Genomic DNA, 14,177 nt, shown 5'->3' on the forward strand with positions numbered 1-14,177 from the left:
GGATTATACACGGGAGTGCACTCATCTCTCAGAATCTATGGATTCTGCAGGAATTGGCACCGCGCAAGGCTTGCTTGCTGGTTGCCGGGTTTCATAGGGCCAGTCCCTCCACCGCTCTTGATGAACATGTTGCTTCAATTATTGTCATAATTGTATGAAAGGCTTACGGAGCTGTCAATATTTAATTATAAGTTTTCAGGTTGGATTTTCGTGAATTCTCTCATGCTCACCCGTGGCAGGTGTCCGCAAGCAGCGCTTTTTTGCGCAAAAACAAACCATTTCTTACCCTGTCACAAATTTGTCCCTGGATCCTGGCGCTTTCGTCGCCCTCGTCGTTAGAAAATGGCATGCCCCTATGATATGATGGGAGTGGCAGAAAACGACGAAACGATTGTACATACAGGAGGAAAAACGCGATGAGTCATGGCGTGAAGGAAATGACACCGCAGGAGCTCTTGGAAAAGCTTGCTGCAAATGAAAAGCTCCAGGTGATTGATGTGCGTGAGGTGGAGGAGTGGAACGAAGGCCATATCAAAGAGGCCAAGCTGATCCCGCTCGGCTTTTTGCCGCACCGCATCGACGAGCTGGACAAGGAGCTCCCGGTGGTTTTGGTATGCCGCAGCGGTGCGCGCAGCCACCGAGCGACCGAATATTTGTCTGAACTGGGCTTTGACGCTACCAATATGGTCGGCGGCATGCTGGCTTGGCCTGGCGAGAAGGAAGTGTAAGCCGGATACGATTGCGACCGCACTGGCAATGCGGATGTTTTCGCCCAAAAAGAAACATGCGCCTTTTCGCGGGATTGCGGCGGGCGCATGAGAAAAGCAGGGGAGGAAGAAATGCGTGAGTGAGGGAGCACAGAAGCACGGGTCCGCGCTGCAGCGCCATTGGTTTACGGTGCTCGCAGGTGTGATTATCCTTGCGATTGTAGGCGTGTTGGGCTACAAATACATGGCAAAAGAGCCGATTCCCGTGATGAAGCCGATTGCCGATTTTACATTGGACAACAGTGACGGCACGTCGTATACGTTCTCGGAAGGAAAAGGCAAGGTGCGGCTGGTCGAGTTCATGTTTACCAACTGCCCTGACATTTGCCCGGCGACGACGTACAACATGTCCAAGCTGCAAGAGCAGCTCAAGGAGAAAAAGCTGTTTGGCGACGAGGTTGAGTTTATTTCCATCACCTTTGACCCGGATTTTGACACGCCAGAGGTGTTGCAGCAGTATGCGGCGAAGTTCAAGGCGGATCAGAGCGGCTGGAAGTTTTTGCGCGGCGATGCCCAGACAGTGGAAAAGGTAACGAAGGATTTCGGAGTCGCGGTATTGAAGCAGCCTGACGGTTCCTTTGCCCATACCGCCCGCATGTTCCTCGTCGACGGCGACGGAAACATGCGCCGCGCCTACGGAATGGCAGCCGACATGGACATGGAGCAGATGATGAAGGACATGGAGCAGCTTGCAGACTGAATCAGGCTGATTCCTCGAACGTAATCTGCACGACATGCTCGGTCTGATTTTCAAATTCAATATGCACAAGAAGCGCCCACCTGCGATTGCCCTCCTGGAGCAAGAGCTTGAACGTCTCTTCCGACGTGGTGGGCGTTTTTGCTGTGCGCCCGACGTGCAGGTAATCGACGATCTGCGCATGCGGATATTTTTTCATCGTCTCCTGCATCGCCAATCTGCCCCATTTGGCATACGGCGGCTGGGCGCAGGCAGGGTCGTACTGGAAGAAGAAAAGCAGCAGGCTTGCCAGGAGGGGAGTCAGGACGCTCCGGGCAAAGAGCGAGGTGACAAAGGCTGGCATGGCGTAAAACCCCCTTTTTGCGGGTGAACAAGCTTGCCATCTATTTTGAGGCCATTTTCGGATGTCATCCGTGGAAAATCTTTGCAATTTGGAAAGCGTGCGGAGGGCTAGCTCATCCTGCCGATTTTTACGCTGTAATCGCGCCGATAGCCGATAGGCCAAAGAAGCTACCCGCATGGAACAATTTTTTCGGGAGCAGAACAAACGAGAGAGTAGCCGCGATGGCGTATCAGTTTTCGGTTATTGACCGAAGATGAATGTGTGGATTTGACAAGACTGGGTGAAACGAACGCCTTGCGTTGTGTTACAATAAGAATGGCATGCTTGGTTCGGGTTTCCAAAATCATGCACGATGATGTTAGGAGGAAAGAGTTTGAGCGACGTTAAGATATTCGCGATGGGCGGACTCGGCGAGATCGGAAAAAACATGTATTGCGTCGAGTATGAGGACGAAATTATCATCATTGACTGCGGGGTGAAGTTCCCCGAGAATGAAATGTTCGGTATCGATCTGGTCATCCCCGATATTTCCTATTTGGTGGACAACCAGCACAAGATTAAAGCACTTTTGTTAACGCACGGACATGAGGATCACATTGGAGCGATTCCTTATATTTTCAAACAAATCAATGTGCCGATCTACGGCGGCCGTCTGACCCTGGGCTTGGTCAAGGCGAAGCTGGAAGAGCATCGCATGCAAAACGACGTGAAGATGATTCCGATCTCGGAAGATACGGAAATTCCGTTCAACCGCTTGAAGGCGACCTTTTTCCGCACCAATCACAGTATCCCGGATTCGCTCGGGGTTGTGATTCATACACCGGAAGGAATGGTCATCCATACAGGTGACTTCAAATTCGACATGACGCCAGTCGGACAGACGACCGAGTACGGCAAGATTGCCAGAATCGGGGCGAGCGGTGACGTTTTGGCGCTGCTCTCGGACAGTACGAACAGTGAGCGCTACGGCTTCACCATGTCGGAGCGCACCGTTGGCGAAGGGATTCTCGACGTGGTGCGCAAAGCGCGCGGCCGGATCATCCTGGCGACATTCGCGTCCAATGTGCATCGTCTGCAGCAGGTGGTAGACGCTGCCGAGCAGTGCAATCGCAAAGTAGCGGTGATCGGCCGCAGTATGGAAAAAGTGTTCATGATTGGACAAGAACTGGGTTACATTCAGATGCCGGAGGGCATGCTGATTGACATCAAGCACATTGACAACTACGCCGACAACCAGGTGCTGATTATTTGCACGGGTAGCCAGGGCGAGCCGATGGCGGCACTGACCCGAATCGCTTCCGGATCGCACCGCAACGTGTCGATCTATCCAGAGGACACCGTCATCATTTCGGCTTCCCCGATTCCGGGCAACACGATTAATGTAAGCCGGACGATCGACAAGCTGTACCGCGCAGGTGCGAACGTCGTGCTCAGTCACGTGTTTGACATTCACGCGTCCGGTCACGGCAGCAGCGAAGAGTTGAAGCTCATGCTCAGCTTTATTCGTCCCAAGTACTTTATCCCGATTCACGGGGAGTACCGGATGCTGAAGACGCACGCGAAACTGGCGCAGCAGGTAGGCATTGACGAGAGCAACATTTTCATCATGGACAACGGCGAGGTGCTGAACTGCAACCGCGAAAAGGCATGGCTCAGCAAGGTTCACGCCGGCATCGTGCTGATCGACGGCAGCGGCATCGGCGACGTAGGCAACATCGTCCTGCGCGACCGCAAGCATCTGGCAGAGGATGGCCTGATGGTCGTCGTCGTCAGTCTCGACATGAAAAACTTCAAGATTCTCACCGGACCAGACATCGTCAGCCGCGGCTTTGTATATGTGCGCGGTTCGGAATCGCTCATCCAGGAAGCGACGCTGCTTGTTCGCCAGCGACTCCAGGAAGCGTTGGACAAGAAGATCAAGGAATGGTCGGAGTTGAAGTCCCAGATCAACGAAGTCATCAAGCCGTTTATTTATGAAAAGACCGGCCGCAATCCGATGATTCTCACCATTTTGATGGAAGTGTAGGATGGGAGCACTTCTTCGTTCTCCCGGACACTTGATCGGGTTATAATAATACGTATATGGAAACGTGATACAAAAGGAGAGGTTGCCCCATGATGTCTTATGAAGCATATATGAGCCAGGTCATTCAGCCGATGCGCGACGAGCTGACTCGCAACGGATTTGTAGAACTGCGCACAGCAGAAGAGGTTGAGCAGACGCTGCCAAATGCAAAAGGTCTGACTTTGGTCGTCGTAAACTCTGTTTGTGGCTGCGCGGCAGGATTGGCTCGGCCGGCAGTGGTTCATTCCTTGAACCATCCTTCCAAGCCAGACAACCTCTACACCGTATTTGCAGGTCAAGACAAGGAAGCAACAGCAAAAGCACGCGAGTATTTCGAAGGCTACGCGCCATCGTCCCCGTCTTTTGCGATCATGAAGGACGGCAAAATCATGACGATGATCGAGCGCCATCAGATCGAGAACAATGATCTGCAAACGATCGCAAACCTGTTGACTACCGCTTACGACACGTACAAATAAGCAAAAACGACCATGACGAGACGCTCGGGAACGGGCGTCTTGTTTTATATTTTCAGCAAGATCCACCAAATAAAGGCTGCTCCATAACGGAAAGATTCGAGTATACTAAACAAGTGGTGGGATGTGCCCATGTGATACCGAGAACAAAAGGTGGAGTCATTTTTTATGCGAATGTGGAAACGGGTGTTGCTCCTGATGCTCGTCGTGGTTGCCGCGACAGCAGGTTACTACGGATACTCTTTTTATCAATTTGCTCAAGATATTCAAGAGCCCAATGTCATTACGCCTGCCCTTGATGGAGGGGCCTCGACGAAAGCGGCCGAGATTCCCGAATGGGACGGCGAAGAGCGGGTGAACATCCTCTTGATGGGGGTGGACCGCAGGGGAATGAAAAACAACGGGCTTCCCCGTTCGGACTCGATGATGCTGGTCAGCATCGACCCCGTCTTCAAGCGTTACGATGTATTTTCCATTTTGCGAGATACGTACGTGGACATTCCGGGGCACGGCAGCTCGCGCATCAACTCCGCGATTGTGGACGGAGGACCGGAGCTGGCGATGAAGACCGTCAGCCAGTTTACAGGACTGCCTGTGGACCGCTACGTCATCACAGATTTTGAAGGCTTCAAGGCATTGATCGACTCCGTTGGCGGCGTCGAGATTGATGTGGAAAAAAATATGTATTACCATGACCCGACAGATAAAGGCGTCTACGATATTAATTTGAAAAAGGGCCTGCAGCAACTGGATGGAGACAAGGCTCTGCAATACGTACGTTTCCGTCATGACGCAACATCCGACTACACGCGTACAGAGCGCCAGCGCAAGCTGCTGACGGCTGTAGTTAGCCAGATGAAGAGCGGCGCGACACTGATGCAGTTGCCGTCGATCCTCAAAGAAGTGACGCCGTATATCCAGACAAACATCAGTTCCATGGATATGCTGAAACTGTCTGCGCTTGGGCTGAAACTGAACACCGTGGAGCCAGGCAACTACCAACTGCCGCCAATGGGAATGTTTCGTGAATCCCATCGGGCAGGCGCGGTACTCATTCCCGATGTCGATCAGGTTCAGTCCTTCATTCAGGAAAAATTGCAGCCGCCGACAGAAGCGTCGGTTTCGCAAACGAATGGCACGACAGAAAGCAACGAAAACAGCACGCCAGATTGAGTGTGCTGTTTTTTTGATGTGGTTTCGGGCAGATGTTTTACAAAAAGTAGATCAAAAAAGTTTTTCCTGTGATTGCTATTGACGGGATATTTTCAAAAGGGATATAATCCGGTTTGTATCATCAAAATTGAAAAACCGAACATCATATACGTAGAAATCTTTCTTATCAAGAGAGGCGGAGGGACAGGCCCTATGAAGCCCGGCAACCGGTTCATTTTTTGGAAAATGGACGTCGCGGTGCCAATTCCTACAAGATTGGTTGGATCTTGATAGATGAGAAGGGTGGATGCGAACGTATACATGCGTTGCAGCCCCTTTTTCGTTTGTGAAAAAAGGGGTTTTCTATTTTTCACAAGGGATGTATACAGATTTGCCAGGAGGTGGATGCGTTGATTCAATTACAAAATTTGCATAAAAGCTATCAGGTGCAGGGCAAGACGATTCCTGCATTGCTCGGAATTGACCTTTCCATTGAGAAAGGAGAAATTTACGGGATTATCGGCCATTCCGGCGCAGGGAAAAGTACCCTGATCCGCTGCATCAACCTGCTGGAACGTCCCACGTCGGGACAGGTCATCGTCGACGGGGTGGATTTGACCAAGCTCGACGACGCCAAGCTGCAGGAAAAACGTCGGGAGATCGGGATGATTTTCCAGCATTTTAACCTGCTGTCCTCGGCGACCGTTGGCGAAAATGTCGCGTTTCCGCTCAAGCTGGCCAAGCGTCCCAAGGCGGAGATTCAGAAAAAGGTGGACGACTTGCTCAAGCTGGTAGGGCTGGAAGCGCATCGGGACAAATACCCGTCGCAACTGTCCGGCGGTCAGAAGCAGCGCGTCGGCATCGCGCGGGCGTTGGCGAACGATCCGAAAGTGCTGCTGTGCGACGAAGCGACTTCCGCGCTCGATCCGCAGACGACCAACTCGATTCTGGCCCTGCTTTTGGACATCAACCGCAAGCTGGGATTGACCATCGTGCTGATTACGCACGAGATGCACGTGATCCGCTCGATTTGCGACCGCGTAGGCGTGATCGATGGCGGAAAAATCGTCGAGTCGGGCAAGGTGCTGGATGTGTTTCTCAAGCCGCAGCATCCGACGACACAGGAATTTGTCGAGCAAGTGGCCGATTCCACCGAGCTGCGCGAAGCAGTTGCGCACGAAAAAGCAGCGGGGAACCGCACGATTGCACGTGTCACTTTCCTGGGCGAAAAGACGTACCAGCCGATTTTGTTCCAGACGATGCAGGAGACAGGCACTGTGTTCAGTATTTTGCAGGGAACGATTTCTCGCATGAAGGATACGCCGTACGGCCAACTGGTCGTCGAACTGGAAGGCGATGTTCGCCAAAACGAAAAAACCATCGAGACGTTGCGTCAGCGTGGCTTGGAAGTAGAGGTGATATAGATGGACTGGACAATGGAAAATGTGGATTGGTCGGAGATTGCGGAGGGTACACTAGATACACTGACGATGCTTGGCTTCTCCACGCTGTTTACGATTTTGATCGGCTTGCCGCTGGGAATCATCCTATTCCTTACTTCGCGTGGACAGTTGCTGCAAAACAAGGCATTTTACACGGTTGCCTCATTCATCGTCAACGTGCTGCGTTCCGTACCGTTCATCATCCTGATGATCTTGCTGATTCCGGTTACGAAGCTGATTGTGGGAACTTCGCTCGGCGTACTCGGATCGATTCCGCCGCTCGTGATCGGTGCTGCTCCATTCTTTGCGCGGCTGGTGGAAACCTCTCTGCGCGAGGTAGATCGCGGGGTCATTGAAGCGGCTCAGTCAATGGGAGCGTCCAATTGGCAAATCATCTGGAACGTCCTGTTGCCAGAGTCTCGTCCGGGACTGGTTGCCGGAATTACGATCACAACCGTTGCCCTCGTGTCCTATACCGCCATGTCCGGGGTGATCGGCGGCGGCGGTCTGGGGGATTTGGCCATCCGTTACGGCTATCAACGCTTCCAGACGGATGTCATGATTGTCACTGTCGTCATTTTGCTCGTGTTGGTTCAGATCTTACAGTCGCTGGGTGATCGCCTCGTATTGCGCTTCAGCCGCAAGTAAGGTCTTTCCCATAGAAGTTGCAAGGACAAAAATCAAAAGAAGTAGGGGGAAATCATTTATGAAAAAGCTGGTTGTATCTGTACTTTCTACTGTATTGGCATTTTCTCTGGCAGCGTGCGGAAGCAAATCCGAAACAGCTCCGGCTCCAGCTGAAGGCGGCGCTCAAGGCGGACAACAAGAAGTAACACTGAAAGTAGGCGCTTCTCCGGTTCCACACGCAGCAATCCTGAAGCACATTGCACCAAAACTGAAAGAACAAGGCGTAAACCTGGAAGTACAAGAGTTCACCGATTACGTACAACCAAACGTACAGCTCAACGAAAAACAACTGGATGCAAACTTTTTCCAACACAAACCTTACCTGGAAGACTTCAATAAAGGACAAAACATGGATCTGCAACCTGTAGTGGCTGTACACATCGAGCCGTTTGGCGCTTACAGCAAAAAGGTGAAATCCGTTGACGAACTGGCGGATGGCGCTACAATCGCGCTGCCAAACGACCCGACCAACAGCGGCCGCGCCCTCGCTCTCCTGGAGAAAAACGGCGTTATCAAGCTCAAAGAAGGCGCTGGCATCAGCGGAACAGTAAAAGACATTGTAGAAAACAAGAAAAACCTGCAATTCAAAGAGGTTGAAGCAGCAATGCTGCCACGCGTTCTGGAAGAAGTAGACCTGGCGCTGATTAACACCAACTACGCGCTCGAAGCGAAGCTCGTGCCAACGAAAGACGCTCTGTTCATCGAAGACAAAGAATCTCCATATGCGAACTACCTGGTAGCTCGTCCTGACAACAAAGATTCCGAAGCGATCCAAAAGCTGGCGAAAGAACTGAACTCTCCTGAAGTGAAAAAATTCATCGAGGATGAATACAAAGGTTCCATCGTTCCAGCGTTCTAAAAAAAGTGATGCATGGTTCAACAAATAGACCCAATGAGCCCGAGTGGCTGGTTGGGTTTATTTTTGTTTATCAAAGATTAAATATTCATAAAATTTGATTAAAACTAACTACACCCCATTTTCAAACATTTTTTCTTGTCGTATATTGTGGTTGCGATAGAAAAAAATTTATCAGGGGGAAATTCCGATGAAGAGAAATGTTAAACTTTTTATTGCCATGTCATTGGCCGCAGGAAATATTTTGGCAGGCTGTGGAGGAAGCACGCCTTCGGATGAACCTGCAAAACAGCAGGCGGGAGAAGCAGCACCTGCGACTGCCAGCAACAAGCCGCAAGTGTTCCGGGCGAATCTGACCAGCGAGCCTTCGACAGCAGACCCTGGACTGGCCAAGGATGCTACCTCAGGGGCGATCGTCCGTGCGGCTTTTGACGGCTTGACGAGGCTGGACAAAGACGCGAAGCCGATGAACTCGGTTGCGTCCGATGTGAAAATTTCCGAAGACAAGCGCGTATATACGTTTACCATTCGCGACTCCAAGTGGAGCAACGGCGACCCGGTGACGGCGCACGACTTTGAATACGCCTGGAAACGCGTCCTGGATCCAAAGTTTGGAGCTGAATACGCGTATCAGCTCTACTACATCAAAAACGCAGAAAAAGTACACGCAGGCCAGGCGAACCCTGAGGAGCTGGGTGTAAAAGCTCTGGATGACAAAACACTGGAAGTCACGTTGGAAAACCCGACACCGTTCTTCCTGGAACTGACCGCATTTTACACGTATTATCCTGTAGACAAAAAGGTCGTAGAGGCAAATCCGAACTGGGCGCATGAGGCAGCAACTCACGTGGGCAACGGGCCATTCAAGATGACAGCCTGGGAGCACAAGAGCAAGATCGTTTTTGAGAAGAACGAAAACTATTGGGACAAAGACGCAGTCAAGCTGGACCGGATCGAGTTTGTGATGATTGAGGATGATAATACAGCGCTGTCCATGTTTGAAAACGGCGAGCTCGACTGGGCGGGGCAACCGCTTGGCGGCCTGCCAACCGATGCGATTCCGGCACTGAAAGAATCCGGAAAACTCGTCGTTCATCCAAAGGCGACCATGTACTGGTACAAAATCAACACCACCAAAGGAGTGCTGAAAAACGAAAAAATTCGCAAGGCACTTGCTTATGCGATTGATCGACAAAGCATCGTGGACAACATCACACAGGTCGGCCAGGTGCCTACGATGGGAATGCTGCCGCAATCTATGGCGATCAAGCCGGAGGGCTACTTCCGCGACAACGACGTGGAGACAGCGAAAAAGCTGCTGGCAGAAGGCATGCAGGAACTGGGGCTGAGCCAGCTTCCGACCATCACCTTGTCGTATAACACGACAGACCGCCACAAAAAAATCGCCGAAGCGATGCAGGATCAGTGGAAGCGCAACCTGGGCATCGACGTGAAGCTGATGAATAAAGAATTCAAGGTGCATTTGCAAGACTTGCATGAACTGAACTACGAGATTGGCCGTTTGGGCTGGAATGCCGATTTCAACGATCCGATCAACTACCTGGAAATGTTCCGCGATGCGAACACCGGAACCAACGACACCGGCTGGGAGAACGAGCGCTACAAGGAGTTGTTGAAGCAGTCTGCCCTGGAAACCGATCCGGAGAAGCGCAAGCAGCTGTTTGCAGAAGCTGAGCAAATTTTCATGGATGCCATGCCTGTCATTCCACTGTTTACGGACGTGGATGTATGGGTACAAAACGATAAAGTAAAAGGCGTGCAAGTAGACGGACTGGGCTTTATTGATCTGAAGTGGGCGGAAATGGTCGAGTAACAGCTGAAAACCCCCACAGGCAGTTCGCTGCTGGAGAGAATCACCGGAAAATCCAAACTTTATCATTGTAAATCAAGTCCCCTGTGACATCGCTTTTTCGCGATGGAAGGGGACTTTTGTTTTGCCTGGGCTTCCAGGATTCGCATAGTTTTTCTTGGACGAGGAAAACTTCATGTGACAAACGATCAATTTATTTCCTTTCATACAATTTGATCTTTGGATAAAACAAAATTAATCTTGCTTAAATTACCTTTAATATTGTTGAAAATGCAGTATATTTATGGAAGCAGCTTCCAAGGAGTGTTACACGTATCAAAGGGGGTCAATTTGAATGAAAAAAAGCGTATTTGCTGCGATGAGCTCCATCCTGGTCCTGAGTGCAGCGCTGGCTGGATGTGGCGGCGGCGAGCAAGCAGGAAAGCAAGGAAATTCTGCTGAAAGTGAACAAACAAGCGGTCCAAAAATTTTGCGCATGAATATGAAGACTGAGCCGCCAACGGCTGATCCTGGTTTAGCGGAGGATTCCATATCCGGTGCGATCATGCGTGCGACTTTTGATGGACTGACGCGTATCGGTGAAGATGGCAAGCCGCATGAATCCGTAGCGGAAAAAATTGAGGTCTCTGAAGATGGACTTACCTATACATTCCACTTGCGCGACAGCAAATGGAGCAACGGCGACCCGGTAACGGCGAAAGACTTTGAATTCGCGTGGAAGCGAGTGCTCGATCCGAAACTCGGTTCTACATATGCTTACCAGTTGTACTATCTGAAAAACGCGGAGGAGTACAACCTTGGCAAAGCGAAAGCAGAAGATGTAGGTGTCAAAGCAACCGATGACAAAACACTGGTTGTTACCTTGAAAAACCCGACTCCATTCTTCCTGGAGCTGACGGCTTTCTACACCTACTTCCCAGTGAACCAAAAGGTAGTCGAATCCACACAAAACTGGGCGGGTGACGCCAAAACCCACGTAGGAAACGGCCCGTTCAAGATCGAGACCTGGGAGCACAAGAGCAAGCTCGTTCTCGTGAAAAACGAGAACTACTGGGATAAAGACGTTGTAAAACTGGACAAGATCGACTTCTCCATGGTAGAGGATGAAAACACCGAGCTGTCCATGTTTGACAATGGCGATCTGGACTGGGCAGGTGCTCCGATCAGCGCACTCCCGACAGATGCGATTCCGGCGTTGAAAGAGGCCGGCAAAATGCAAACCCGTGCAATTGCTGGGACGTACCTGTACAAATTCAACACCGAGCAGCCGCCATTCAACAACGCGAAAATTCGTAAAGCGTTCGCTTATGCGATTGACCGGAAAACAATCATCGACAACGTGACACAAGCGAACCAGGAGCCGGCAATGGGTCTGGTGCCTCCAACGATGGCAGTAGCAACTGGCCCGTACTTCAAGGACGGCGATGTGGAAACTGCGAAAAAGCTGCTGGAGGAAGGGATGAAGGAGGAAGGCATCACCAAGCTGCCAACCGTGACTCTCTCCTATAATACTTCCGAAGCGCACAAGAAAATTGCCGAAGCAATCCAGGACCAATGGAAAAAAGCACTCGGCGTAGAAGTGAAGCTGGAAAACAAAGAGTGGAAAGTATTCCTGGACGACCTGCACCAAGGCAAATTCCAGATCGCTCGCTCCAGCTGGACTGGCGACTACAACGATCCGTACACGTTCCTGGATCTGTTCAGGCTGAAAAAAGGCAGCAACAACGATACCAACTGGGAAAATCCGAAGTATCAACAGCTGCTGAACCAATCTTTGGTTGAAAAAGATCCGGAAAAACGCAAACAGATTCTGGCAGAAGCAGAAGCTCTGTTCATGGACGAAATGCCAGCGGCACCCATTTACTTCTACACCCATTCCTATGTGAAGAGCGACAAAGTGCAAGGCGTTGTTCTCGACGGTCTCGGCTTCGTAGACTGGAAATGGGCGGACATCAAATAAGAAAAAACAATCGACAGAAAAAATGCGGGAAGGGCGGATAGCCCTTCCTTTTTTTGCGGAAAATAAAGGGGCAGACGAGCAGAGTTTCGTTCGCCCATAATTCTTTATAAAACATTAACTATTTTTATAAATAAATAAAATTTTATTAAATCATTCTAAAACATATTTAATAATAATATACAATCGTGTATATTGATAAAAGATTTAGAAAAGGGGGATTACTTGTATGAAAAAGAATGTTTTTGTAGCAATGAGTTCCATCCTCGTTCTTGGTGCAGCACTCGCAGGATGCGGCGGCAACCAGGCAGCGCCAGCAGATAACAATACAGCAGGCAATAATACGGAAACCTCTGCACCAGCAGCGGGACCGAAAGTGTTGAAATTGAACCTGCACTCCGAGCCCCCAACAGCAGACCCAGGTATCGCGGAAGACACTACTTCCGGTACTATCATCCTTGCTACCTTCGAAGGTCTGACTCGTGTAGGCAAAGACAACAAAGTGCAAGAAGCAGCAGCAGAAAGCTATACCGTATCGGAAGACGGTAAAAAATATACATTCAAAATTCGCGATGCAAAATGGAGCAACGGCGATCCTGTAACCGCGAAAGATTTCGAATTCGCCTGGAAGCGCGCGCTCAATCCGAAAACAGCTTCCAACTACGCGTACCAACTGTACTATGTGAAGGGTGCGGAAGCATACAACAAAGGTACTGGTAAAGTAGAAGACGTTGGTGTAAGAGCGCTCGACGACAAGACTCTGGAAGTGGAACTGGAAAACCCGACTCCGTTCTTCCTGGAGCTGGTAGCGTTCAGAACCTACTTCCCTGTTCACCAAAAAACAGTGGAAGCCAACGACAAGTGGGCTAGTGACGCGAAAACCATCGTGGGCAACGGTCCGTTCAAAATGGAAACCTGGGAACACAAGAGCAAGCTGGTTGTCGTGAAAAACGAAAACTACTGGGATAAAGACAACGTAAAACTGGACAAAATCGAGTTCTCCATGGTAGAAGATGAGAACACGGAGCTGTCCATGTTTGAAAACGGCGAGCTGGATTGGGCAGGTGCTCCAACTTCCGCATTGCCAACTGACGCGATTCCTGCTCTGAAAGACTCTGGAAAAATGATTACCCAACCAATCGCGGGTACTTATTTCTACCGCTTCAACACAGAAAAAGCGCCATTTAACAACGTGAAAATCCGTAAAGCGTTTGCTTACGCGATCGACCGTCAAAGCCTGATCGACAACATCCTGCAGGCGGGTCAGTTGCCGGCAACCGGTTATGTACCACCAAGCATGTCTGTGAAAGCAGATGGCTACTTCAAGGACAACGACATCGAAACCGCGAAGAAAATGCTGGAAGAAGGTATGAAAGAAGCTGGCATCAGCAAGCTGCCAACTTTGACTCTGTCCTACAACACTTCCGAAGCTCACAAAAAGATCGCAGAGGCAATCCAGGACCAATGGAAGAAAAACCTCGGCGTAGATGTGAAGCTGGAAAACAAAGAGTGGAAAGTATACCTGGATGACGTACACCAAGGTAAATACCAGGTAGCTCGCGCTGGTTGGCTGGGTGACTTCAACGATCCAATCAACTTCCTGGAAATGTTCAAGGATAAAGACGGCGGAAACAACGACACTCGCTGGGAAAATCCGAAGTACAAAGAGCTGCTGAACCAATCCGCTCTGGAAACAGATCCGGACAAACGTAAAGCGATCCTGGCAGAAGCTGAGCAAATCCTGATGGATGAAATGCCAATCATGCCAATCTACTACTACACGCAATCTTGGGTGAAAAACGACAAGGTTGACGGCGTAATCATCGACGGTCTGGGTGCTGTTGACTACAAATTCGCTGACATCAAGCAATAATAGAAGAAATGCAGCCGATTTAAGGAAGAGA

Annotated in this window: 12 protein-coding genes and 2 riboswitches; of the genes, 11 read left to right on the forward strand and 1 reads right to left on the reverse strand. The window is 50.4% G+C overall.

The features are described 5' to 3' along the window. Nucleotides 1-18: 18 nt before the first annotated feature. Nucleotides 19-127: riboswitch (SAM riboswitch) on the reverse strand. A gap of 289 nt (nt 128-416) precedes the next feature. Together AAFJ72_RS02315 and AAFJ72_RS02320 are read left to right on the forward strand one after the other, a co-directional pair. Then, nucleotides 417-728, forward strand: a complete 312-nt coding sequence (locus tag AAFJ72_RS02315; RefSeq protein ID WP_432775919.1) for a rhodanese-like domain-containing protein — start codon at nt 417-419, stop codon at nt 726-728. A gap of 115 nt (nt 729-843) precedes the next feature. Further along, nucleotides 844-1,467, forward strand: a complete 624-nt coding sequence (locus AAFJ72_RS02320) for an SCO family protein (RefSeq protein WP_432775920.1) — start codon at nt 844-846, stop codon at nt 1,465-1,467. A gap of 1 nt (nt 1,468) precedes the next feature. On the opposite strand, the gene AAFJ72_RS02325 is transcribed toward AAFJ72_RS02320, so the two are convergent. Next, nucleotides 1,469-1,807, reverse strand: a complete 339-nt coding sequence (locus AAFJ72_RS02325; protein ID WP_432775921.1) for a YqzG/YhdC family protein — start codon at nt 1,805-1,807, stop codon at nt 1,469-1,471. Between the two features lie 355 nt (nt 1,808-2,162). Here AAFJ72_RS02325 and rnjA point away from each other — a divergent pair, with 355 nt between their 5' ends. The 9 genes from rnjA to AAFJ72_RS02370 all read left to right on the forward strand — a co-directional run bounded on the left by rnjA (nt 2,163) and on the right by AAFJ72_RS02370 (nt 14,146). Beyond that, nucleotides 2,163-3,833: a ribonuclease J1 gene (gene rnjA / locus AAFJ72_RS02330; RefSeq protein WP_432777134.1), complete on the forward strand. Its 1,671-nt coding sequence runs from the start codon at nt 2,163-2,165 to the stop codon at nt 3,831-3,833. An 89-nt stretch (nt 3,834-3,922) separates the two neighbouring features. Then, nucleotides 3,923-4,351: a BrxA/BrxB family bacilliredoxin gene (locus AAFJ72_RS02335; RefSeq protein ID WP_122905421.1), complete on the forward strand. Its 429-nt coding sequence runs from the start codon at nt 3,923-3,925 to the stop codon at nt 4,349-4,351. Nucleotides 4,352-4,516: 165 nt separating this feature from the next. Then, on the forward strand, nt 4,517-5,521 hold the full coding sequence (locus AAFJ72_RS02340) for an LCP family protein (RefSeq protein ID WP_432775922.1): 1,005 nt from the start codon (nt 4,517-4,519) through the stop codon (nt 5,519-5,521). A 160-nt stretch (nt 5,522-5,681) separates the two neighbouring features. Next, a riboswitch (SAM riboswitch) is annotated at nt 5,682-5,801 on the forward strand. Nucleotides 5,802-5,910: 109 nt separating this feature from the next. Next, the gene (locus tag AAFJ72_RS02345) at nt 5,911-6,924 is read left to right on the forward strand and encodes a methionine ABC transporter ATP-binding protein (RefSeq protein ID WP_122905423.1); all 1,014 of its coding nucleotides are present in this window, start codon (nt 5,911-5,913) and stop codon (nt 6,922-6,924) included. Continuing rightward, nucleotides 6,925-7,590 (forward strand): methionine ABC transporter permease, encoded by a 666-nt coding sequence (locus AAFJ72_RS02350; protein ID WP_122905424.1) that lies wholly within the window; start codon nt 6,925-6,927, stop codon nt 7,588-7,590. A gap of 58 nt (nt 7,591-7,648) precedes the next feature. Next, nucleotides 7,649-8,488, forward strand: coding sequence for a MetQ/NlpA family ABC transporter substrate-binding protein (locus tag AAFJ72_RS02355; RefSeq protein ID WP_122905425.1), 840 nt, complete (start codon nt 7,649-7,651; stop codon nt 8,486-8,488). Between the two features lie 187 nt (nt 8,489-8,675). After that, on the forward strand, nt 8,676-10,319 hold the full coding sequence (locus AAFJ72_RS02360) for a peptide ABC transporter substrate-binding protein (RefSeq protein WP_432775923.1): 1,644 nt from the start codon (nt 8,676-8,678) through the stop codon (nt 10,317-10,319). A gap of 331 nt (nt 10,320-10,650) precedes the next feature. Then, nucleotides 10,651-12,276 (forward strand): peptide ABC transporter substrate-binding protein, encoded by a 1,626-nt coding sequence (locus AAFJ72_RS02365; RefSeq protein ID WP_122905427.1) that lies wholly within the window; start codon nt 10,651-10,653, stop codon nt 12,274-12,276. 226 nt (nt 12,277-12,502) lie between these two features. After that, nucleotides 12,503-14,146 carry a peptide ABC transporter substrate-binding protein gene (locus AAFJ72_RS02370; protein ID WP_122905428.1) on the forward strand — a complete coding sequence of 548 codons (1,644 nt, stop codon included), beginning with the start codon at nt 12,503-12,505 and terminating at the stop codon, nt 14,144-14,146. The last annotated feature ends 31 nt before the right edge of the window (nt 14,147-14,177 follow it).

The organism is Brevibacillus gelatini (genome assembly GCF_050920745.1).
Classification (GTDB): domain Bacteria; phylum Bacillota; class Bacilli; order Brevibacillales; family Brevibacillaceae; genus Brevibacillus; species Brevibacillus gelatini.

Coding starts and splice junctions, on each gene's coding strand:
- AAFJ72_RS02340 (WP_432775922.1), top strand. CDS start 4,517: ATGCGAATGTGGAAACGGGTGTTGCTCCTGATGCTCGTCGTGGTTGCC.
- AAFJ72_RS02370 (WP_122905428.1), top strand. CDS start 12,503: ATGAAAAAGAATGTTTTTGTAGCAATGAGTTCCATCCTCGTTCTTGGT.
- AAFJ72_RS02335 (WP_122905421.1), top strand. CDS start 3,923: ATGATGTCTTATGAAGCATATATGAGCCAGGTCATTCAGCCGATGCGC.
- AAFJ72_RS02315 (WP_432775919.1), top strand. CDS start 417: ATGAGTCATGGCGTGAAGGAAATGACACCGCAGGAGCTCTTGGAAAAG.
- AAFJ72_RS02325 (WP_432775921.1), bottom strand. CDS start 1,807: ATGCCAGCCTTTGTCACCTCGCTCTTTGCCCGGAGCGTCCTGACTCCC.
- AAFJ72_RS02350 (WP_122905424.1), top strand. CDS start 6,925: ATGGACTGGACAATGGAAAATGTGGATTGGTCGGAGATTGCGGAGGGT.
- AAFJ72_RS02365 (WP_122905427.1), top strand. CDS start 10,651: ATGAAAAAAAGCGTATTTGCTGCGATGAGCTCCATCCTGGTCCTGAGT.
- AAFJ72_RS02355 (WP_122905425.1), top strand. CDS start 7,649: ATGAAAAAGCTGGTTGTATCTGTACTTTCTACTGTATTGGCATTTTCT.
- AAFJ72_RS02360 (WP_432775923.1), top strand. CDS start 8,676: ATGAAGAGAAATGTTAAACTTTTTATTGCCATGTCATTGGCCGCAGGA.
- rnjA (WP_432777134.1), top strand. CDS start 2,163: ATGTTAGGAGGAAAGAGTTTGAGCGACGTTAAGATATTCGCGATGGGC.